Here is an 18,801-nt window from a genome sequence, read left to right as displayed (position 1 = left end):
AGAGAGAGGCGGCACGTGCAGGCGGGGGACCGTATCGCTGATCGCTACGAGCTGACGTATCCGATCGGTCGTGGGGGAATGGGCCAGGTCTGGGCCGGCTACGACGAGCGTCTCGACCGGCCGGTCGCGGTCAAGTTCCTTTGGACGAGCGAAGTGCCCGAGGACGAGCGCGAGGTCGCGGTCAAGCGGTTCAGGCGGGAGGCACGGGTGACCGCCCGTCTCGACCATCCCGGCGTGCCGGTCATCCATGACCTCGGCCGACACCACGACGACCTTTACATCGCCATGCAGCTCGTCCGTGGTTGCCAGCTGGCGGATCTCGTGGCGGAGCGCGACCGGCTGCCGGTGGCAGAGGCCGCATCGATCGCCGTGCAGGTCACCTCTGTGCTGGAGACCGCTCATGCCGCGTCACTCGTACACCGCGACCTGAAGCCGCAGAATCTCATGATCACGCCCTCGGGGGTGGTCAAGGTCCTGGACTTCGGGGTCGCCGCGCTACTCGGGCCGGCTGAGCAGTCCCGGTTGACCGCCACCGGTCAGACCCTCGGCACTCCCGCCTACATCGCACCTGAGCAAGCCGCGGGTGGGCCGGTCGGCCCGGCAGCAGACCTCTACGCGCTCGGGTGCATCGTGTTCGAGATGCTCACCGGCGTGCCGCCGTTCGAGGCCGGCAGCTCGTTGGAGATGCTGCACAGGCACATGCGATCGCCGATCCCGATCGTCACCGAGTACCGGGCGGACGTCCCGGACGACCTGGCTCATCTCCTGTTCTGCCTCCTGGCCAAGGACCCATCAGACCGGCCGGCCTCGGCCGAGGAAGTCGGGCAACTCCTTGCTCCCTTCGCAGGCGAGGGCCGAGTCGCTTTGCTGGACGCCTGCGGCATCGAGCCGGTCGCCGCTGCTTCCGCGGGATCCGTGGTGGCGCAGCCATCCACGAGGACGCTCGCGGATGTGCGGTCGCAGATCGGGGAACTGGCCGAGCAGGAGCGGTTCGTGCAGGCGGCAGAACTCATCAAGGGGGTTCTCGTCGCCGGGACGGCCGTTGAGGAGCAGGTTTCGTTGCGGTACGACCTCGCCAACCTGCACCTGCTGGCCGGCGACTACGGGCAGGCGCGGCAGGCATTCGAGGATCTCGCAAAGGACCTGACCCGCATGGGCGGGTACCCCGAGCTCCTTGAGAACTGCCGGAACAACGCGGCCGTATGCCGGGCTGAGCTGGGCGAGTCCAGCTCAGGTTGACCCGGATGCCTGGGACTTCCACCACAGAGTTCAGGTGACCAGGCCGGTGCGGTACGCGTACACCACCGCCTGCACCCGGTCCCGCAGGTCCAGCTTCGTGAGAATCCGTGACACGTACGTCTTCACCGTCTCCTGACTGATCACCAACCGTGCCGCGATCTCGCTGTTCGACAGCCCGTCGGCGATCAACCGCAGCACCTCCAACTCACGCGGCGTCAGCCCCACGTCCGCCAGCGTGCCCTCGGCCGGGCGGATCCGCGCCGCGTACCGGCCGACGAGCTGCCGCGTCACCTCCGGCGCGAGCAGCGCGGCGCCGGAGGCGACGGTGCGGATGCCGTGCAGCAGCTGCGCCGGCGGGGCGTCCTTGAGCAGGAACCCGCTCGCGCCGGCGCGCAGCGCCTCGTAGACGTACCCGTCGAGGTTGAACGTCGTCACCACCAGCACCTTGACCGGGTGGGCGACGCCCGCGCCGGCCAGCAGGCGGGTCGCCTCGATGCCGTCGAGCACCGGCATGCGTACGTCCATCACCACCACGTCGGGCCGCAGCCGGGCCGCGAGGTCGACAGCGGCGCGGCCGTCGCCGCACTCACCCACTGCCGCCATGTCCGGCTGCGCGTCGATGATGGTGGTGAATCCGGTACGGATGAGGGCCTGGTCGTCGCAGACCAGCACCCGGATCGGGGCGGTCACGACGCGCTGCCGGTGGGGATGCGCGCCCGGACGACGAAGCCGTCGCCGGCTCGATGCCCCGCGTCGAACTCGCCGCCGAGCACCGTGACGCGCTCGCGCAGCCCGGCCAGGCCGCGTCCGCTTCCGCCCGGACCCGCGGCGCGCGTGCCGGGCCCGTCCGTGCTGATCTCCACAGTGATCTCCCGGTTGCCATGGTGTACGCGCACGGCGGTGGGTCGGCCGTGGGCGTGCTTGAGGGCGTTCGTCAGCGCCTCCTGCACCACCCGGTACGCGGCCAGCTCGGCACCGCCGGTCACCTCCGCCGGGGTGCCGTGCTGCGTGAACTCCACCGGCTGCCCGGCCTGGCGGGTCTGCTCCACCAGGGCGTGCAGCTCGCCGACCGACGGGGTGTGCGGCTCCGTACCGTGGTCGGGGTTGAGCACGTCGAGCAGCAGCCGCAGGTCGCCGATGGCGCGGCGACCGGTGTCGGTGATGGCGGTCAGGGTGGTGTCGAGGCGCTCGGGCGCGGCGGTCAGGTAGCGGGCCGCCTCGGCCTGCACCACCATCGCCGTCACGTGGTGGGTCACCACGTCGTGCAGCTCCCCGGCAATGCGGGCGCGCTCGGCGGCGCGGGCGGACTCGGCGACGTGCCGGCGGCGCTCGGCCTCGGCGAGGCGGCTCTGCCGCAGCCACGATCCGGCGCCCCAGGCGAGCGCCAGCAGCAGGTAGAAGGTGGTGAAGCCGACCGCCCCTTCGGTTGACCCCTGCCGGTCCAGAATGACGGCCAGGCCGGCGTACGCGAGGGAGCCGGCGAGCACTGCGGTGCGGCGGCCACGGTCCAGGTGGGCGCCCGCGCTCACCAGGGCGACGGCGAGCGCGGTGCCCGCGACGGTGTGGTAGGCGCGTACCTGGTCGAGCGCGAAGCCGATCGACACCAGAGCGAGCGACAGCGCCGGCCGGCTGCGGCGCAACGCCAGCGGAAGGCACTCCAGGGCGATCACCAGCACTGTCAGCGCGTCGTGCGGCCGGGCGGGCAGGTCGCCGAGGTGCGTACCCAGGCCGCGCAGCGCCGGTGTCACGGCCGCGAGCGCGATCACCAGCGCGAGCGGGAGATCCCGGACCGGGACGGGCCAGTGCCGCCACGAGTCCGGGAGCATCCGTCGGGTGATCATCAGGAGACCGTAACGCTGCCTGCCGGGGCCACGACCACCCGCCGGCGCCGTCGCACGATGTGGCCGCGGCGGTGCGCCAGCCAGAGGAAGACCACTGTCAGCGCCACCCCGGCTGCCACCGTGTAGAGGCTGCCCTCCGGCCCGAAGTCGCCGCCGCTGAGCAGCGCCGGACCCGAAGTGCTGGCGTCCAGCAGCCCTGCCGACTCGCCGTTGCCGGAGACGACCACGCCGAAGACGCCGCCGGCGGCGACGTTCCAGCCGAAGTGCAGGCCGATCGGCACCCACAGGTTTCGAGTCGCGGCGTAGCAGGCGGCCAGCATGAACCCAGCCTCGATCGCGATGGCTGTCGCACCCCACATGCTGGCGTCCGGGTTCAGCAGGTGCATCAGGCCGAACAGTACGCCGGTCAGCAGCAGCGAGAGCCACGTACCCAGCCGTTCCTCGACCAGGCGGAACAGCAGGCCGCGGAACATCAGCTCCTCGGTCACCGCCGCGGCGGCCATGAGCCCGAAGATGCCCACCGCGCCGGACACCGAGCCGATGCCGTGTACGTGGTAACCGCCCATGAGGGCGATGTTGACGATCACTGCCGAGAACATGGCGAATCCGATCAGCATCCCGCGATTGAGCCTCGCGGCCGCGCCGTCCCGGGCCAGCTCGGTGACCTCACGACGTTCGGTACGGCGCACCACCCACCCGTACACCATGATCGCGGCTGCGGCGGTCGCGACGCCGAGGATCAGGCTGAGCCAGGGGTTGCCCTGTGCCGCGAGGACCGCCCGGCTGCCGACGAGACTGACCGCGACGACGGCCAGGAGCTGCTTCACCACACGCATGACGATTCCTTTGAGAGGTACGCGGCCGGGGCGCCGCGGTTCACCTGGAACGCTATGGATTCGCAGGCCGGGAATCGTCACCGTGCGGTGGACACTTGCGGGTAGCTCGCACGGGGGACAGGCGCGACGGTCGAGGCGTTCTGGAGGGCGTGCCCTGAGCAGAACGGCTGGCTCTGAGCCGGTCGCGGCGGGCAGGCTGCCGGCATGGCGACGGGCGTGGACCCCGAGGCGGACATGCTGGCGATCGCCCGGCGCGCTGCCCTCGACAAGGGCACAGCCAACGCCATGTGGGTGCTCGGCGGTGACGGCGATGTGCCCGCGTTGTCCCGGCTGCTCGGCGGACGGGCTGTCGGCGCGTGGACGGTCGCCGTGGCCGTTCACTTCATAGACCGCGACACCCTGTTCGAGGCAGCCCGGCCACGGCCGCATGAAAGCGGCCAGGACGGGTCTACGTCGTCGGCGCTGACACGCTCGATCCCCTCAGGCGTGGGGGCCGTGCCGCAGAATCGGCCGTCTTGACCGGTGGACTCCACCTCTTACGCGAGTTCGTGCGGTGGCGCGCGTGCACGACGGCCAACCAGCCTTACTCCACCGGCAGCCTGTAGGTCGCGGCGACGAGTTCTCGAAGGTGGGCCATCACGTCGGGTTTCTGGTCCGTGTTCGGCAGGTCCCGTTCGCCCTCCGCGACCAGAGCGGCACGCCAATAGCTGACGACTTCGCGCTGGGCCTCCGGCGACAGGTCGTCCAGCCAGAACGAGCCGAGATTGTTGTCGATGATCTCCTGAAGATGCTCGGCGGCGCGTCTGTCCGACAGGCGGGACACGAGAAATTCCAGTGTCCAGTCGAACAGGCCCCCGGTCGCTGTCCAGTCGATCCCGGGCCGGAGGACGATGAGACCGGCCATTACTTCCCCACGATGAAGACGCGCGGGCCGAGCCCGCGATCGGCTATGAACTGTTCGACCATGGCTGTCTGCTGCGGCGAGAACCTGGAGACGTCGACCGGAACGAGATCGGCCTTCTCCAGGTGCCTTTCGATCTGGTACTGCAGTTGTGGCCACTGCCGGTCGAAATACTGGCCGGGGAAGTTGCCCACCGCATCATAGGTGCGTGCCGCGTCGTCCACCCAGTCCGCCGAGGAGTCCGACGGCGCCCGCCGTAGCCGTACCCCAAGCTGCTGCTCGATTCGGACGGCCGTCTGGGCCTCGGCCGGCCGGAGCCTGCCAGTCGCAGGATCCATGCCCAGATCGCGAACCCGCTGTTCCTCATCCACTTTCGGAATCTGGGGAGGGTCCGTATCCCCGCCGGGTTTCGACGGGCGGGGCGTCGGTTCCGGTGAACGGTGTGTCAGTCGGCGCAGCGTCTCCCCGAGCTTGCCGATCAGGTCGCCGAGCCGCCGCATCTCCGGCATCAGCCGTCGCAGACTCGCCAGCAATCCCCGCAACAAGCGCCCGATCCGCGCTGCCCACGACGCCACAGTCGTCGTCACCTGCTCCACCACCAGCGGCGTCGCCAGCCCGGCCGTGGCGACCAGTTCGGTCGCGTACACGATCAGGCGGGACACGCAGGCGGCGATGGCGTCGCGGACCAGCAGCCGCACGGCCGCGACCAGGCCGGCGGCGCCTTCGGTGATCGCGGCCATCGCCTCTGCGCCCTGCGCCAGCCCGGTGATGGCCTGCTGCTGCTCGCCCACCCAGCGGCGGTAGCCGGTGGCGGCGGCCCCGGTCCAGCCGGCCACCTCGGCGCGTACGGCGTGGGTCAGCTCGGCGGCGTCCGCGCGCAGTGACGCGGCGACGTTGCGCCAGGTCTGGGCGTGCGCGGTGATCTCGGCGGGGTCGCCGGCCAGCCAGTCCAGGGCCTCGCTGAGTGGCTTGACGTGTTCGATGAGCCAGGCGATGCCGTACTGGAGGAGGGCTCCGGCCGGGTCGGAGACCAGGGCGAGCGCGTCGAGGCCGGCGCTGACCACGCCGAGGCCGCCGTCGATCCAGCTGCCGGTGCGCACGCCCTGGGCGATGAGCTCGATGTCCTCGCAGATCCACACCCCGGCCCACGGGCTCGGTGCGGTGCCCGCCGGGGCGGCGACCAGCGGGTTCGTGCTCACCGCCGTTGCCGGACCCGGTCGAGTTGGTGGGCCGCGCGGGCGTCGGAGTCGCGGTAGCGCTCGGCGCTCGACCGCACCCTGTCCGCGGTGTCCCGGACAGAGGCTGCGGCGGTTCCGATGCCGTCGGTCAGGGTCCGTTGGAGGCCGTCGAGCAGGACCGGCATGATCGCGCAGAGTTGCCCGTACGCGTCGGCGCTCAGCCGGACGTGCTCGCCGGCCTGCCGGGCGGTGTCGATGCTGTCGGCGCGGCGGCCGAGGTGGGTGGCGTGTGCGGTCAGGCCGTCCGGGTCGACCTGAAAGCCGTCACCGCCCGGCATCCGGTGCGCCCCCGGGGTCGAGCCGTCGCCGGTGCGACTCGACTATCGCCGTGGCGGCCGGGTCGTCCGCCCCGAGGGTGTCGGTGGTCGCCTCGGTGAGCCGCCGCAACAGGTCCACCCGGGCGGCCCGGGCTACCGCCAGGATCTGCCGGGCGGTGTGTGCGGCGGAGTGTTGCCGGACGCGTTCGTCCAGTCGTAGGCCGGTGGGCAGCCCGGACGCGTCGACGGTGACCTCGACCAGCCCGTCGGCGCTGCGGGCGGTGCCGGTCAACGCCTGTGTGCGGGCGGACAGGGCGCGGGCGCGTGCGGCCCGGTCGCCCAGCGACGACTCCCACTCGTCGAGCCGGCACGCCGCCGCGTCCAGCGCGGCCTCGTCCGTCCACATGACGACCCTCCCCAGGGGACTGCGACAGCGCCACGCTACCAACCGATCGCGGTGCGTGTATGCCCGTGAGGCTCCGGAGCGGGTCAGCCCTGCAGCCGCTGCGCCCAGTACACCTGACCGTCCGGTCCCATGTGGACGAGCGCCAGCAGCAGGTCCGGCAACGTCACCGGCGCGGTGGCGATCGGGTGCGCCCGCTCGTGCCGCTCCAGATGTGGGAACAGGACGACGAATGTCAGGGGTGAGGCGAGCGTGTCGATGATCGACAGCCTGCTGCCGGCGCTGAGCCACTCGTTCTCGCCGACCCGGATGTCGCCCGCGCCGCGCAACCAGGGGTAGCGGTCGGGGATCCTGTTCTCCACACCGGCGCTGCCCATGCCGACGCTCTCCTGCGGCGCTGCCACCGCGAACACCGACGGCTTGAGGTCGGTGCGCTTGTCGACGAGGAACAACGCGAAGTACCCGCCGTCCAGGGGCGCCGGTGGCTCCTGCCACGACACGCGGCCCAGCACGAGCTGGTCGCCGTCGTACGTCACCGGCGCCTGGTATGCCGACCCCAGCGCGACTTGGGCCTCGTCATGGGTGACGAACTCCAGCGAGGAGCGCAGATGCAGCGCCTCCGGCCCGTACGGCGGGTGCTGGTGCCACCAGCGCCAGCCACCGGCGGCTGCCACGGCCAGGACCAGCACCGCCACCGTCGAAGCCGCCCGCCGCCACGTCACGGTCCTCAGTGAACCACCTCGCCGGTGCCCGTGCGGGCCAGCCGGATCATGGCCGCCACCGACCGGTCCACGTCCGCCTCCGTCGTGGTCGCGTTCGACACCGAGATCCGCATCAGCCGCCGTCCCCGCCAGGTCGTCCCGCCCACCCAGCACGTCCCGTCGGCCTGCGCCGCGGCCACCACCCGGTCGGTGCGCGCGTCGTCGCCGAACCCGACGAGCACCTGGTTGAGCACCACGTCGTTGACCACCTCGAACCCGGCTGCGGTGAGCCCGTCGGCGAACCGCCGGGCCAGCGCGCAGCATCGCTCCACGAGCGCGGCGACGCCGTCGCGGCCCAGCTCCCGGAGGCCGGCCCAGACCGCGAAGCCACGGGCGCGGCGGGAGGACTCCGCGGTCAGGTCCGCGCCCGCCGGCACACCACCGGAACCCACGAGGTACGCGGCCGCGTACGACATGGCCGCCGCGTGCGCGTCGGGCCGGGCGCAGAACGCGAACGCCGTGTCGTACGGCAGGTTGAGCCACTTGTGGCCGTCGCAGGCCCACGAGTCGGCGTTTTCCAGCCCGTCCACCAGGTGCCGGGTCGACGGGCTCGCCGCCGCCCACAGCCCGAACGCGCCGTCCACGTGCGCCCAGCCGCCGTGCCGGTGGACCAGGTCGCAGGCGCGGCGCAGCTCGTCGCACGCGCCGGTGTTCACGTTGCCCGCCTGAAGACAGACGATCGTCGGTCCGGGACCGGCGTCGCGCAGCGCCGCCGCGAGCGCGTCCGGGTCGACAGCGCCCTGCGGGCCGGCCGGTACCGCCCGCAGCGCGTCGGTGCCGAGACCGAGCAGGCGCAGTGACCTGTCGATGGTGGCGTGCCGCTCCGCGCCCGCGAACACGCGTACCTCGGGCGCGCCGGACAGGCCGCGTCGTTCCACGTCCCAGCCGGCGTCGGCGAGCACCTGGTGGCGGGCGGCGGCGAGCCCGGCGGTGTTGGCGGCCTGCCCGCCGGTGACGAACCCGACCGACGCGGTGGCCGGGATGCCGAGCAGGTCCTTGAGCCAGGTCCCGGCGGCCGCTTCGGCGGCCACCGCGGCGGGGGAGGTGACCGCGTTGAACGCGACCTGGTCCCACCCGGCGGCCAGCATGTCGGCGGCGGTGGCGGCCGGGGAGGCGCCGCCGACGACGAAGCCGAAGTAGCGCGGCCCGGCGGTGGCCACGAGCCCCGGTTCGGCGGCGGCCACCAGGTCGGCGAGGACCCGTCCGGGCGGGGTGGGCGCGTCCGGCAGCGGCCCGGCGAACGCCTCGTTCAGCGCGGCCTGGTCGACGGGTACGCCGACCGGCCGGTCCGGCAGCGACAGCCGGTAGTCGGCCGCGTGGTCGGCGGCGCGCCGGAACAGGTGCCTCAGCTCGTCCATCGCCGCACCCTAGCCGCAGCCACCCGGAGGTGGGGCCTGTGCGGGCTGTCCGGGCGCACGTGGAGTGAGTGCTGAGTGACGTCCGTGACCGCTGGCTCACCCATCGTTCCTGCGCTTGTGTGGATTGCAGAAAACCGTTTGTGGCTTTCCCACTGAGAGGTGGAACCCGGAGGACCGATGATTCTGAGAAGACTGCTTGACAGCGCATCCGCCCGTCTCGCCCGCCAGAGTTCCGATCTGCTTCAGCTCGTCGTCCTGACGGGTACGGCGCTCGTGGCGATGTTCGGCATCGGACGTGCGTGGATGGTGGCGCTGCACCTCCCGTCGTGGACGCTCGCCACCCCGCTGGTGCTGCTGGCCGTTGCAGCCATGGTCGTTTACTACGTCCGGTGTGTTCACCACCCGGCTGACTTCGTCATCGAGGAACTCAACGGATCGTTGGTCGTCACCAGGGTCGAGGGTGAGGATGGCGGCCATCATCACCGATACGCCTACACGCGACAGCAACGTGTCCGGGCCACCCGGCAGATCCGTCTCGTAGGCATCCGTTCCCACTGGAGCGGACAGACTCGGGTGATCGAGGGGGCGACGTCGCTGTTTCCCGAACATCGGCTTCTCGACGGCGCAGTGGCCGAGGAGGACGGGCGCGTCTACCGGTGGTTGTATCTGCTCGGTCCGCTTGCCCGCGGTCGTCGCGTCAACGTCGGAATCAGACAGGTGTTTGAGGATGTCTACGCCCCTATGAAGCCCTATTACCGCGAGAGCTGCGAGGAACGGCGGGTGGGAAAACTGTCGGTACGTGTCCAGTTCGATCGGGCGGATTCGCCAGCCGAGGCGTGGCAGGTCGTGTGGCGGAGGACGCGGTCGGGATCGAGCCGCCAGGAGATCGCCCGTACCCGCTGCCAGCCGAGCGGTAACCACCTGGCGGGGAAGGTGGTCTATGAGATGACCTTTCAGCGTCCGGACCGCGAATGCGCGTACGGCATCTGGTGGCGGTGGCCCGAGCCGCCGACCCGCCGGCGCCCGGGTTCGGCATCCGCCGGTGCTACGACCGAGCCCGAGCACGACATCAGCCCGGATTCCCCGGCCGGACGGCGGTGATCCGACCCGGGAATCCGGCGGATCGACCCGATCATCTCTCCAGATGCCGGTCTACGAGACCGCCGCGGTCAGGGGTGGCAGCCGAGACGGTCGCCGCCGCCCTGACCGTCCTGTGCGGACGTCCGGCCTGTCTCGTCGACGCGGGGGAGAGCCTCCGCGTGATCACCGGTGAGCTCGCGACCGTTCTGGCCGACGAGATGAGCATGGACGATTGGGACGAGGCGGTCCCGCCGTGCCCGGGTCACGGTCATCCCCGCCGGCTGGTCCGGCGGGGCGATTCGGTGGTGTGGCAGTGTCCCCGGGACCAGGCCCACGCGCCGGTGCTCCTCATCGACTGCGGCCGGTGAGCAGCCCGGTCAGCCGCCGCCGAGGGCGGCGTCGAGCCGGTCCAGGTGTGCGGCCACCGGCCCGGCGGTGAGCAGCCCGCTGCCCGCCCCGGCTACCTCGCCCGCCGCCGGGGCGAGCGAGGACCGCGCCCGGAGCATCGCGTCCCGGTCGTCCAGCGCGACGGCGGCCCGCGCGGTCAGGCACCACAGCGCCTCCATGAGCAGGTCACGCGGCGGTGCCGGGGTGCGGCGCAGCGCCGCGGCGGCCTCGTCGCGGCGGCCGCCGGCGAGCAGCTCCAGCGGGCGCGCCCAGGGCGCGTACGGCCCCCAGTCCGTGTCGGCGGGAAAGTCGGCCGGCAGGTCGTGCCACACCCGCAGGCAGAGCAGCGCCAGCGGCACCAGACCGCGCTCGACACCGGGCATCCCGCAGCCGGCCAGGCTGGCAGCCCACGACCGGTACGCCGCCTCCGCGTCCGGGTACGACGCGCCGGTGGCAGCGGTCCGCATGGCTCGGTAGCCGCCGGTGAACACGCCGACCAGCGGGCTCTCGTGCCGGGCGGCGAGCCGGTCCGCCGCCTCGGCGTGTGCGTCGGCGGCGGTGAAGTCGGTGAGCGCGCTCCGCGCCTGCACCCGGATCAGGTGTCCGAGGATCTCCACCGTGGCCAGGCCTTGCCGGGCGGCGAGCGTGACCAGTTCCGCGCCGATCGAGTCCCGCCGCGCGGCCAGCCCGGCCCGCTGGAACGTCTGCATCCACACGCCGTTGAGGGCCTGGGCCAGCAGCGCCGGGTCGGCCACCCGCCGCGCGATCGCCTCCGCCTCCCGCGCGGCCTCGGCGGGGCGCGGCGACGCCGTACCGCGCGACTCGATCGCGACGGTGGCCAGCAGCCGGGCGCGCGTCGCCTCCGGCGCGTCCGGAACCAGCCCGGCCAGGGCCCGCTCCGCCGCCGCGACGACCCGGGTCGCCTGCGCCGGGTCGTCCGAGCGGGTCCAGATCGCCGGTACGTCGTACCCGCCGATCACCCGCGCGGTGAACTCCGGGTCGCCGAGTTGCTCGGCCGCGCTGATAGCCGCCTCGCGCTGGTCCCGGGCCGCCTCCAAGCCGCCCGGCCCGGTCACCGCGAGGCTGCGCAGCATTCCGACTGTCGACTCCAGCCGGGCCCGCGCGCCGGGCACCACACTGCGCTCGTACGCCGCCGCCGTCTCGGCCCAGACGCGCGCCGGGCCGGTCGGTTCGGGTTCGGCCTGGCGCAGCAGGTCCGTCTCCAGGCGCCGCAGTCGCGGTCCGGGGTCCAGGCCGAGCTGGTCGCGCAGCAGCTCCCGGGCGCGGCGCAGCACGGCGAGCGCGTCGGCCTGCCGCCCGGCCCGGTAGAGCGCCGACGCCAGCAGCGCCCACCCGTCCTCCCGCCACGGGTGCGCGGCGACGTGGGCGTCCAGATCGGGTACGGCGTCGGCGGCCCGGTCCAGCGCCAGCAGCGCCTCGGCCCGCCGCTCGACGGCGGTGAGCCGGATCTGGTCGAGCCGGGTCCGTTCGGCGTGCGCCCACGGCTGGTCGAAGTCGGCGTACGCAGGCCCGCGCCACCAGCCCAGCGCCTCGTCGAGCCGGTCCAGGGCGGCCCGGGGCAGCGCGTCCGCGACAGCGGTGACTGTGTCCTCGAACCGCCAGGCGTCGACGCTCTCCGGTTCGGCGCGCAGCGCGTACCCCGGTCCCTCGGTGACCAGCAGCCGGGCGGGCTCGCGGGGCGGACGGTGCGGTTCCAGGCGGCGGCGTAGCGCCGCGACGAACGTGCGGACCGCGCCCACCGCGCCGGCCGGCGGGTCGTCCCACAGGTCGTCGACGATCTGCCCGACCGGCACGGTCCGGCCCCGGGCGGCGACCAGCCGCGCCAGCACGGCCCGGTGCCGGGGCCCCTTCAGGTCGACCGGCACACCCGCGTCGTCCCAGGCCGTCACCGGACCCAGCACACCGAAACCGACAGGCACCGACCCCTCCTCGCCAGGGGTCACCGTATCGCGCTCATCGGTTGCTCATCCGGCGCCGCCACGCTGGTCAGGTAACGAGACGAAAGAGGGATCATGATGAGCACCACCATCGCGGGATTCGACTACCAGCGCGTTCCGGTCGCCGAGGGCGTGACGCTGAACGTGGCGGTGGGCGGCTCCGGCAGCCCGGTCGTGCTGCTGCACGGCTTCCCGCAGACCCACCTGATGTGGCGGCACGTCGCCGCCGACCTGGCCGGCGAGCACACGGTGATCTGCCCGGACCTGCGCGGCTACGGCGCCAGCGACAAACCGGCCGCCGACACCGAGGACACGTACAGCAAGCGGACCATGGCCGTCGACGTGGTGGCGGCGGCCCGCGCGCTCGGGCACGAGCGGTTCGCGCTGGCCGGGCACGACCGGGGCGCCCTGGTCGCGGTCCGGGCCGGCCTGGACCACCCGGATACGGTCACCCACCTGGCGTCGCTGGACGTGCTGCCAACCCTCGACATGTGGGACGTGCTGCACGGCGTGTCCGCTTCGGTGGCGTTCCACCTCTACCTGATGGCCCAGCCGCCCGGCCTGCCCGAGAAGATGATCGCGGGCAGCGCCGACGCGTTCTTCGGGCACTTCCTCGACGCCTGGGCCGGCGACCCGGCGGCCATGCCGGCCGAGGTGCGCGCCGAGTACCTGCGGGCCTCCCGGGAGGCGGTCGACTCGATCGTCGCCGACTACCGGGCGTCGGCCGGGATCGACGTGGCGCACGACCGGGCGGACCGGGACGCCGGGCGGCGGCTGGCCATGCCGGTCACCGTCATCCAGCAGGACTGGGGCGCCGCGCTCGGCTACGACGCGGCGGCGGTGTGGCGGGCCTGGGCCCGGACCTGGAGCACCGCACCACCACGGCCGGGCACTTCATGGCCGAGGAGGCCCCCGGCGAGATCGCCGAGGCGCTGCGCGCGCTGCTGAAGCGATAGGTACGGCGGTCCGGGCGCGCGTGGCGCCCGGACCGTCCGCCCCCGTCCGCTCAGCCGGCCCGTCTCCGGACGTGCCACAGGCCGAACGCCGCCAGCAGACCGGCCGCGCCGAGGTGGAGCGCCAGTTCGATCCACTGGAACGCCCAGAACCGGCGGTTCGGCTGGTAGGCCAGGTCCACGTGCAGGTCGAGCCCGCCGAGGCAGATCGCCGTGTCACCGAACGTGCCGGTGGCGCCGGTGCGCGGCGGGTCACGGAAACAGGTGCCGAACGCGGCGTCGGAGAGCTGCCGCCCGTCGGCGGTCCGCAGCGGGCTGATGTCGGTGACCCAGGCGCCCGGCACGTCCAGCCCGCCGACGACCGGCGAGCCGGTGATGCTGCCCAGGTTGCGGGCCCGGTTGACTGTGTCGGCGGTCATCGGCACGGTGACCCGCTCCGGCGGCAGGTAGTGCGGGCGCAAGAGGTTCGGCACCACGAGCTGCACCACGACCACAGCCAGGAACACCACTGCCATCGCCGGCAGGGTGCGGCGCAGCACCAGCCCGGCGACCACGCCGAGGACGAGGGCGAACACGGCGTACCCGGCCGGCGCGATGCCGCGCGCGCCGAACAGCACGGTGCTGAACCGGTCGCCGGCGACCCGGTCGACGGGCGCGGCCGCCCAGGTGAGCAGCGCGCCGAGCACACCGGCGACGAGCGCGGCGGCGGCCGACAGCACCGCGAGCTTGACCGCCAGCCAGCGGCGGCGCGGCACGCTCTGGTTCCACACCAGCCGGTGCGTGCCCTGCTCCAGCTCCCGGGCCACCAGCGGCGCGCCCCAGAACGCGCCGATCAGCGCGGGCACCAGCGCGAACCCACCGGCGAGGAACAGCATCGTCTGCGCGTACCGGTCGGGCAGCCGGGCCGGGTCGGGCTCGGCCCGGATGTCCGCGCCGAGGCGCAGCAGGTAGGCGCCGGCCAGTGCCAGCAGGACGGCGCCGGCGAGCGCCGGAAGGCGGAACTGCCGCACCGTCATCCTGATCATCGGGTCACCGCCGGGTGGGCGGCCCGGGCCAGGTACGCCAGGACCAGCTCCTCCAGCGTGACCGGCGCGCCGTCGCGTACCGCCGGGCCCCGGACCACGACGCGGCCGGGCTCGGCCCAGACCACGTCGGCCCCGGCGGGCGCGGCGGCGGCCCGGTGGTGCGTGGCGAGCAGGTCCGGGACCGGGCCGGCCACCTGGACCCGGGCGGCGCAGAGCACGACCAGGTGGTCGCAGACCTGCGCCACGTCGCCGAGCAGGTGCGAGGAGAGCACCGCGCCGGCGCCGAGTTCCCGCACGAAGCCGGCCAGCCCGTGCATGAACTCGCGGCGGGCCAGCGGGTCCAGCGCGGCGGCCGGCTCGTCGAGGATCAGCAGCTCGGGGCGCTTCGCGGCGGCCAGCGCGAGGGCCAGTTGCGCGCGCTGGCCGCCGGAGAGCCGGCCCGCCTTCTGCGCCGGATCCAGGCCGACCTCGTCGACGCGCCGCCGGGCCAGCGCCGCGTCCCAGGACGGGTTGAGCCAGGCGCCCATCCGCAGGTGCTCGGCGACGGTGAGGGAGGCGTAGACCGGCGTGTCCTGGGCGACGAAACCGACCCGGGCCAGGTGCGCGGCGTCGGCGGCCGGCGGCGAGCCGAGCACCGTCAACGAACCCGAGGTGGGCGCGATCAGCCCGCAGGCCAGTTGCAGCAGCGTGGACTTTCCGGCGCCGTTGGGGCCGACCAGGCCGACCACGTGCCCGCGCGGGACGCTCAGGTCGCAGTCGGCAAGCGCGGTGCGGCGGCCGTACCGTTTGGTCAGCCGCTCGGCGTGCAGGGCGAGTGGTGGATGCATGCGGCTCATCCTGGGCACGGCGGAACCGGCGGGCATCGGTCCGGAGCAGGGTCCGGCGCGCGGCGGACCCTCCTTTCGGCCGGTTCGGCCCGGCCGCCGATCTCCTAGCGTGCTGGGCATGGCTACCGAACGGCTCACCCGGGTGGCGGCGACGGCGGGGCTCGCCGTGGTGCTGCTCGCCGCGATCGGCGTCCAGGCGGTCGCGATCGCCGCGAGCTGGGGACTGCGGTACTGGCTTGCCGGCGGCGCGGCCGCCGTCGTGGTCGGCGCGCTCGCTCTGGTACGCGACAGGCAGCGCGTCGCCACGGCCACCGCCGGACTCGTCGTCGCGGCGTCGGCCGTCGTCGCCGCCCGCCTGTTCGACCTGCCCACCGAGCCGGGGCCCGCGCTGGCGCTGGCGTCGGCCGTCCTGGTCGGATCGGCGGTACGCGCGCTGCCGCCGCTGCCCGCCGGCCTGATCGCCGCCGGTGGGCTCGTGGTGGCGGCCGGGGCGTGGCCGGCCGCCCGGCCGGGGGCGGGCGGGCCCGGGGTGGTGGCGCTCAACAGCCTGTGCTGGTTCGGCGGGGTCGCCGCCGGGCTCACGTTGCGGCTGCTCGACGAGCGGGCGAAGGCCACCGCTGAGCGGGTGCGCCGCGACGAGCGGCTGGAGCTGGCCCGGGAACTGCACGACGTGGTGGCCCACCACGTCACCGGCATGGTGGTGCAGGCGCAGGCCGCCCACCTGGTAGGGCGCCGGGATCCGGCGCGCGCCACGGAGTCGCTGGCCGGCATCGAGGCGGCCGGCGGCGAGGCGATGCGGGCCATGCGCCGCCTGGTCGGGCTGCTGCGGGACACCGGTGACGCGCCGCCGGCCTCGGCCGGTCCGGAGCAGGTCGAGGAGCTGGTCGAGCGGTTCCGCCGGCAGGGCCCGCCGGTGCGGCTGCGGCTGCCGGAACAGACGGCCTGGCCGCCGGAGGTCACCAGCACCGTGCACCGGGTCGTCCGGGAGGCGCTGACGAACGTGGCCCGCCACGCCCCGCACGCCGCCCAGGTCACCGTGGACGTGGCGCAGGAGCCGGACGCGGTGGTGGTCGAGGTGACCGACGACGCGTCCGGCGCGCCCGCCGAGTCCCGGGGCGGGTACGGCCTGGTCGGCCTGCGCGAGCGGGTCGAGGCCCTGGGCGGCACGCTGCACGCCGGTCCCCGCCCCGAGGCCGGGTGGTCGGTGCGGGCGGTAGTGCCGAAAGGGAGGGCGTGATGACGATCCGCGTGCTGCTCGCCGACGACCAGGCGATGGTCCGCGGCGGGCTGCGGCTGATCCTGGAGGACCAGCCCGACATCTCGGTGGTCGCCGAGGCGTCCGACGGCGTCGACGCGGTCGCCCAGGCCCGCCGGCTGCGTCCCGACGTCTGCCTGGTGGACATCCGGATGCCGCGGCTCGACGGTCTCCAGGTGACGCGGGCGCTCGCCGGGCCCGAGGTGGCCGACCCGCTGCGGGTCGTCGTGGTCACCACGTTCGACCTGGACGAGTACGTCTACGGCGCGTTGCGCGGGGGAGCGGCCGGGTTCCTGCTCAAGGACGCCGGACCGGCCCTGCTGGTGGAGGCGGTGCGGGCAACGTACCAGGGCGACGCGCTCGTGTCCCCGTCGGTGACGGTCCGGTTGCTGCGGCACCTGGCCCCGCCCGCGCCGCCGCGTGACGAGCGCCGCCCGGCGCTGTCGGAGCGGGAGGTCGAGGTGGTTCGCCAGATCGCCCGGGGCCGGACCAACCTGGAGATCGGCGCGGAGCTGTTCATCTCGCTGAGCACCGTCAAGAGCCACGTCTCCGCGGTGCAGACCAAGCTCGGCCTGCGCAACCGCACCGAGATCGCGGTCTGGGCGTGGGAGCACCGCGTGGTCGACTGAAAACGTTGGCGGACGCCCTACCGTACGTTGTACGTTAGTGCCCTCGTCGACGGAGGGGACACAGACGTGGAACACGCGATCCTCGCGGAGGGCCTGCGCAAGCGGTACGGGGACACGGACGCGCTGGACGGCTTCGACCTGCGGGTGCCACCGGGCACCGTGTGCGGGCTGCTCGGCCCGAACGGCGCCGGCAAGACCACAGCCGTACGCATCCTGGCCACGCTGCTGCGCTTCGACGCCGGGCGGGCCGAGGTCGCCGGCTACGACGTGGCCGGCCAGGCCGATCGGGTACGCCACCGCATCGGCCTGGTCGGCCAGCACCCGGCGGTGGACGAGGCGCTGAGCGGGCGGGAGAACCTTGTCCTCTTCGGCCGCCTGTTCCACCTGGACCGGGCCGGGGCGAGGCGACGCGCCGGCGAACTGCTCGACCGGTTCGGGCTCGCCGACGCCGGTGACCGGCCGGTGCGCACGTACTCCGGTGGCATGCGCCGCCGCCTCGACCTGGCCGCCGGGATGATCCTCGCGCCCTCGGTGCTGTTCCTCGACGAGCCGACCACGGCGCTCGACCCGCGCGGGCGCAACGAGGTGTGGGAGGCGGTACGCGACCTGGTCCGCGACGGCACCACGGTGCTGCTGACCACGCAGTACCTGGACGAGGCCGACCAGCTCGCCGACCGCGTCTGCGTGCTGGACGCCGGGCGGGTGATCGCCGAGGGTACCCCTGACGCGCTCAAGTCCCGCCTCGGCGGCGACCGGATCGAGCTGGTCGTCCGCGACGCCGCCGACCTGGCCGCCGCCGCCGGGCGGCTGCGCGCCGTCGCCGTCGCCGAACCGGCAGTCGACAGGGACCGGCGGGCGGTGAGCGCCCAGGTCGGCGACCGGGCGGGCGCGCTGACCGAGGTGCTGCGCGCGCTCGACACCGACGGCGTGGGCGTGGCCGACATTGCGTTGCGCCGGCCCACACTGGACGAGGTGTTCCTCCAGCTCACCGACGGGCCGGCCGCCGGCCGGACCGGCGTGGAGGTGACCGCGTGACCGCCACAGTGACCCCGGCCCGGCGCGCGTCGCTGGCCGGTGACGGCCTGACGCTGACCGGGCGCGCGCTGGCGCACTGGCGGCGCGAGCCCGGCCCGCTGATCGGCTCGCTGGGCTTCGACATCCTGATGGTGCTGATGTTCGCCTACCTGTTCGGCGGCGCGCTCCAGGTGCCCGGCGGCGGCGACTACCGGGAGTTCCTGATGCCCGGCATGTTCGCCATGACGATGGTCTTCGGCATCAGCATGACCACCATGGCGGTCTCGGCGGACCTGGAGCGCGGCGTCACCGACCGGCTGCGGTCCATGCCGGTGTCCCGGCTGGCGCCGCTGCTCGGCCGCGCGGTCGCCGACCTGATGTTCGCGGTGGTGACGCTCGCCGTCATGCTGCTCGCCGGCCTGGCCGTCGGGTGGCGGGCGCGCGGCGACGCCGGCGACACGTTCGCCGCGCTCGGGCTGATCCTGCTGCTGCGGTTCGCGCTGGTCTGGGTGGGCGTCTTCCTCGGCCTGACGGTGAAGGGGCAGAGCGCCGTCACCGCCGTGCAGACGCTGGAGTTCCCGCTGGGCTTCCTGTCCAGCGCGTTCGTGGCGCCGTCCACGATGCCCGCGTGGCTGGGCGCGGTAGCCGAGTGGAACCCGCTGTCCGCGACAGTGGGGGCCACCCGGGAGCTGTTCGGCAACCCCGGGTGGGGCGGCGACTCGTGGGTGGCCGCGCACCACCCGCTGCTGGCGGTGCTCTGGCCGCTGGCGCTGGTCGCGGTGTTCCTGCCGCTGTCGCTGCGCCGCTACCGGGCGCTGAGCCGCTGAGCCGAACCCGGG

Annotated in this window: 21 protein-coding genes; 9 read left to right on the top strand and 12 right to left on the bottom strand. The window is 73.7% G+C overall.

Annotated features, from left to right (window positions below):
- Positions 1-15: 15 nt before the first annotated feature.
- Positions 16-1,239, top strand: a complete 1,224-nt coding sequence (locus ACGFIA_RS24085; protein WP_393262205.1) for a protein kinase — start codon at positions 16-18, stop codon at positions 1,237-1,239.
- Positions 1,240-1,269: 30 nt separating this feature from the next.
- Here ACGFIA_RS24085 and ACGFIA_RS24080 read toward each other — a convergent pair whose 3' ends face one another.
- The 3 genes from ACGFIA_RS24080 to ACGFIA_RS24070 are packed head-to-tail and all read right to left on the bottom strand — an operon-like array spanning position 1,270 to position 3,916.
- Positions 1,270-1,929, bottom strand: a complete 660-nt coding sequence (locus ACGFIA_RS24080; protein WP_393262203.1) for a response regulator — start codon at positions 1,927-1,929, stop codon at positions 1,270-1,272.
- Positions 1,926-3,080, bottom strand: coding sequence for a sensor histidine kinase (locus ACGFIA_RS24075; RefSeq protein WP_393262200.1), 1,155 nt, complete (start codon positions 3,078-3,080; stop codon positions 1,926-1,928). Before ACGFIA_RS24075 ends, ACGFIA_RS24080 begins: the two co-directional genes overlap by 4 nt.
- Positions 3,080-3,916 (bottom strand): CPBP family intramembrane glutamic endopeptidase, encoded by an 837-nt coding sequence (locus ACGFIA_RS24070; RefSeq protein WP_393262197.1) that lies wholly within the window; start codon positions 3,914-3,916, stop codon positions 3,080-3,082. Before ACGFIA_RS24070 ends, ACGFIA_RS24075 begins: the two co-directional genes overlap by 1 nt.
- Before the next feature lie 204 nt (positions 3,917-4,120).
- On the opposite strand from ACGFIA_RS24070, the gene ACGFIA_RS24065 reads away from it, so the two are divergent.
- Positions 4,121-4,435, top strand: coding sequence for a hypothetical protein (locus ACGFIA_RS24065; protein ID WP_393262194.1), 315 nt, complete (start codon positions 4,121-4,123; stop codon positions 4,433-4,435).
- Positions 4,436-4,499: 64 nt separating this feature from the next.
- On the opposite strand, the gene ACGFIA_RS24060 is transcribed toward ACGFIA_RS24065, so the two are convergent.
- The 6 genes from ACGFIA_RS24060 to ACGFIA_RS24035 form a co-directional block, all read right to left on the bottom strand.
- Complete coding sequence (locus ACGFIA_RS24060; RefSeq protein WP_393262191.1) at positions 4,500-4,820, bottom strand: hypothetical protein; 321 nt, start codon at positions 4,818-4,820, stop codon at positions 4,500-4,502.
- Complete coding sequence (locus ACGFIA_RS24055) at positions 4,820-6,016, bottom strand: WXG100 family type VII secretion target (protein WP_393262188.1); 1,197 nt, start codon at positions 6,014-6,016, stop codon at positions 4,820-4,822. Before ACGFIA_RS24055 ends, ACGFIA_RS24060 begins: the two co-directional genes overlap by 1 nt.
- Entirely contained in the window at positions 6,013-6,333 is a 321-nt protein-coding gene (locus ACGFIA_RS24050) for a type VII secretion target (protein WP_393262185.1), read from the bottom strand. The genes ACGFIA_RS24055 and ACGFIA_RS24050 overlap by 4 nt, the downstream gene beginning before the upstream one ends.
- A complete protein-coding gene (locus tag ACGFIA_RS24045) occupies positions 6,320-6,718 on the bottom strand; it encodes a YbaB/EbfC family nucleoid-associated protein (RefSeq protein ID WP_393262182.1) in 399 nt (132 codons plus the stop codon). Before ACGFIA_RS24045 ends, ACGFIA_RS24050 begins: the two co-directional genes overlap by 14 nt.
- Positions 6,719-6,801: 83 nt before the next feature.
- Positions 6,802-7,437, bottom strand: coding sequence for a hypothetical protein (locus ACGFIA_RS24040; RefSeq protein ID WP_393262179.1), 636 nt, complete (start codon positions 7,435-7,437; stop codon positions 6,802-6,804).
- 5 nt (positions 7,438-7,442) lie between these two features.
- Positions 7,443-8,834, bottom strand: coding sequence for a pyridoxal phosphate-dependent decarboxylase family protein (locus ACGFIA_RS24035; RefSeq protein ID WP_393262176.1), 1,392 nt, complete (start codon positions 8,832-8,834; stop codon positions 7,443-7,445).
- 177 nt (positions 8,835-9,011) lie between these two features.
- On the opposite strand from ACGFIA_RS24035, the gene ACGFIA_RS24030 reads away from it, so the two are divergent.
- Together ACGFIA_RS24030 and ACGFIA_RS24025 are read left to right on the top strand one after the other, a co-directional pair.
- Positions 9,012-9,935, top strand: coding sequence for a hypothetical protein (locus ACGFIA_RS24030; RefSeq protein ID WP_393262173.1), 924 nt, complete (start codon positions 9,012-9,014; stop codon positions 9,933-9,935).
- 74 nt (positions 9,936-10,009) lie between these two features.
- Positions 10,010-10,282 (top strand): hypothetical protein, encoded by a 273-nt coding sequence (locus tag ACGFIA_RS24025; RefSeq protein WP_393262170.1) that lies wholly within the window; start codon positions 10,010-10,012, stop codon positions 10,280-10,282.
- Between the two features lie 9 nt (positions 10,283-10,291).
- On the opposite strand, the gene ACGFIA_RS24020 is transcribed toward ACGFIA_RS24025, so the two are convergent.
- Complete coding sequence (locus tag ACGFIA_RS24020) at positions 10,292-12,241, bottom strand: BTAD domain-containing putative transcriptional regulator (RefSeq protein WP_393262167.1); 1,950 nt, start codon at positions 12,239-12,241, stop codon at positions 10,292-10,294.
- 93 nt (positions 12,242-12,334) lie between these two features.
- On the opposite strand from ACGFIA_RS24020, the gene ACGFIA_RS24015 reads away from it, so the two are divergent.
- The gene (locus ACGFIA_RS24015) at positions 12,335-13,207 is read left to right on the top strand and encodes an alpha/beta fold hydrolase (RefSeq protein ID WP_393262165.1); all 873 of its coding nucleotides are present in this window, start codon (positions 12,335-12,337) and stop codon (positions 13,205-13,207) included.
- Between the two features lie 58 nt (positions 13,208-13,265).
- On the opposite strand, the gene ACGFIA_RS24010 is transcribed toward ACGFIA_RS24015, so the two are convergent.
- The gene (locus tag ACGFIA_RS24010) at positions 13,266-14,237 is read right to left on the bottom strand and encodes an ABC transporter permease subunit (protein WP_393262162.1); all 972 of its coding nucleotides are present in this window, start codon (positions 14,235-14,237) and stop codon (positions 13,266-13,268) included.
- Positions 14,234-15,064, bottom strand: coding sequence for an ABC transporter ATP-binding protein (locus ACGFIA_RS24005; protein ID WP_357479214.1), 831 nt, complete (start codon positions 15,062-15,064; stop codon positions 14,234-14,236). The genes ACGFIA_RS24010 and ACGFIA_RS24005 overlap by 4 nt, the downstream gene beginning before the upstream one ends.
- A gap of 118 nt (positions 15,065-15,182) precedes the next feature.
- Here ACGFIA_RS24005 and ACGFIA_RS24000 point away from each other — a divergent pair, with 118 nt between their 5' ends.
- The 4 genes from ACGFIA_RS24000 to ACGFIA_RS23985 all read left to right on the top strand — a co-directional run bounded on the left by ACGFIA_RS24000 (position 15,183) and on the right by ACGFIA_RS23985 (position 18,789).
- Complete coding sequence (locus tag ACGFIA_RS24000) at positions 15,183-16,301, top strand: histidine kinase (RefSeq protein ID WP_357500403.1); 1,119 nt, start codon at positions 15,183-15,185, stop codon at positions 16,299-16,301.
- Positions 16,301-16,948, top strand: a complete 648-nt coding sequence (locus tag ACGFIA_RS23995) for a response regulator (RefSeq protein WP_393262159.1) — start codon at positions 16,301-16,303, stop codon at positions 16,946-16,948. The genes ACGFIA_RS24000 and ACGFIA_RS23995 overlap by 1 nt, the downstream gene beginning before the upstream one ends.
- A 66-nt stretch (positions 16,949-17,014) precedes the next feature.
- Complete coding sequence (locus ACGFIA_RS23990; RefSeq protein WP_393262155.1) at positions 17,015-17,983, top strand: ATP-binding cassette domain-containing protein; 969 nt, start codon at positions 17,015-17,017, stop codon at positions 17,981-17,983.
- Entirely contained in the window at positions 17,980-18,789 is an 810-nt protein-coding gene (locus tag ACGFIA_RS23985; RefSeq protein ID WP_357384544.1) for an ABC transporter permease, read from the top strand. The genes ACGFIA_RS23990 and ACGFIA_RS23985 overlap by 4 nt, the downstream gene beginning before the upstream one ends.
- Positions 18,790-18,801: the final 12 nt, after the last annotated feature.

It is taken from the genome of Micromonospora sp. NPDC049203 (genome assembly GCF_043197215.1).
Classification (GTDB): Bacteria; Actinomycetota; Actinomycetes; order Mycobacteriales; family Micromonosporaceae; genus Micromonospora.
The sequence above is the reverse complement of the archived record's forward strand: the minus strand, read 5'-3'. Positions and strand labels throughout refer to the sequence as shown.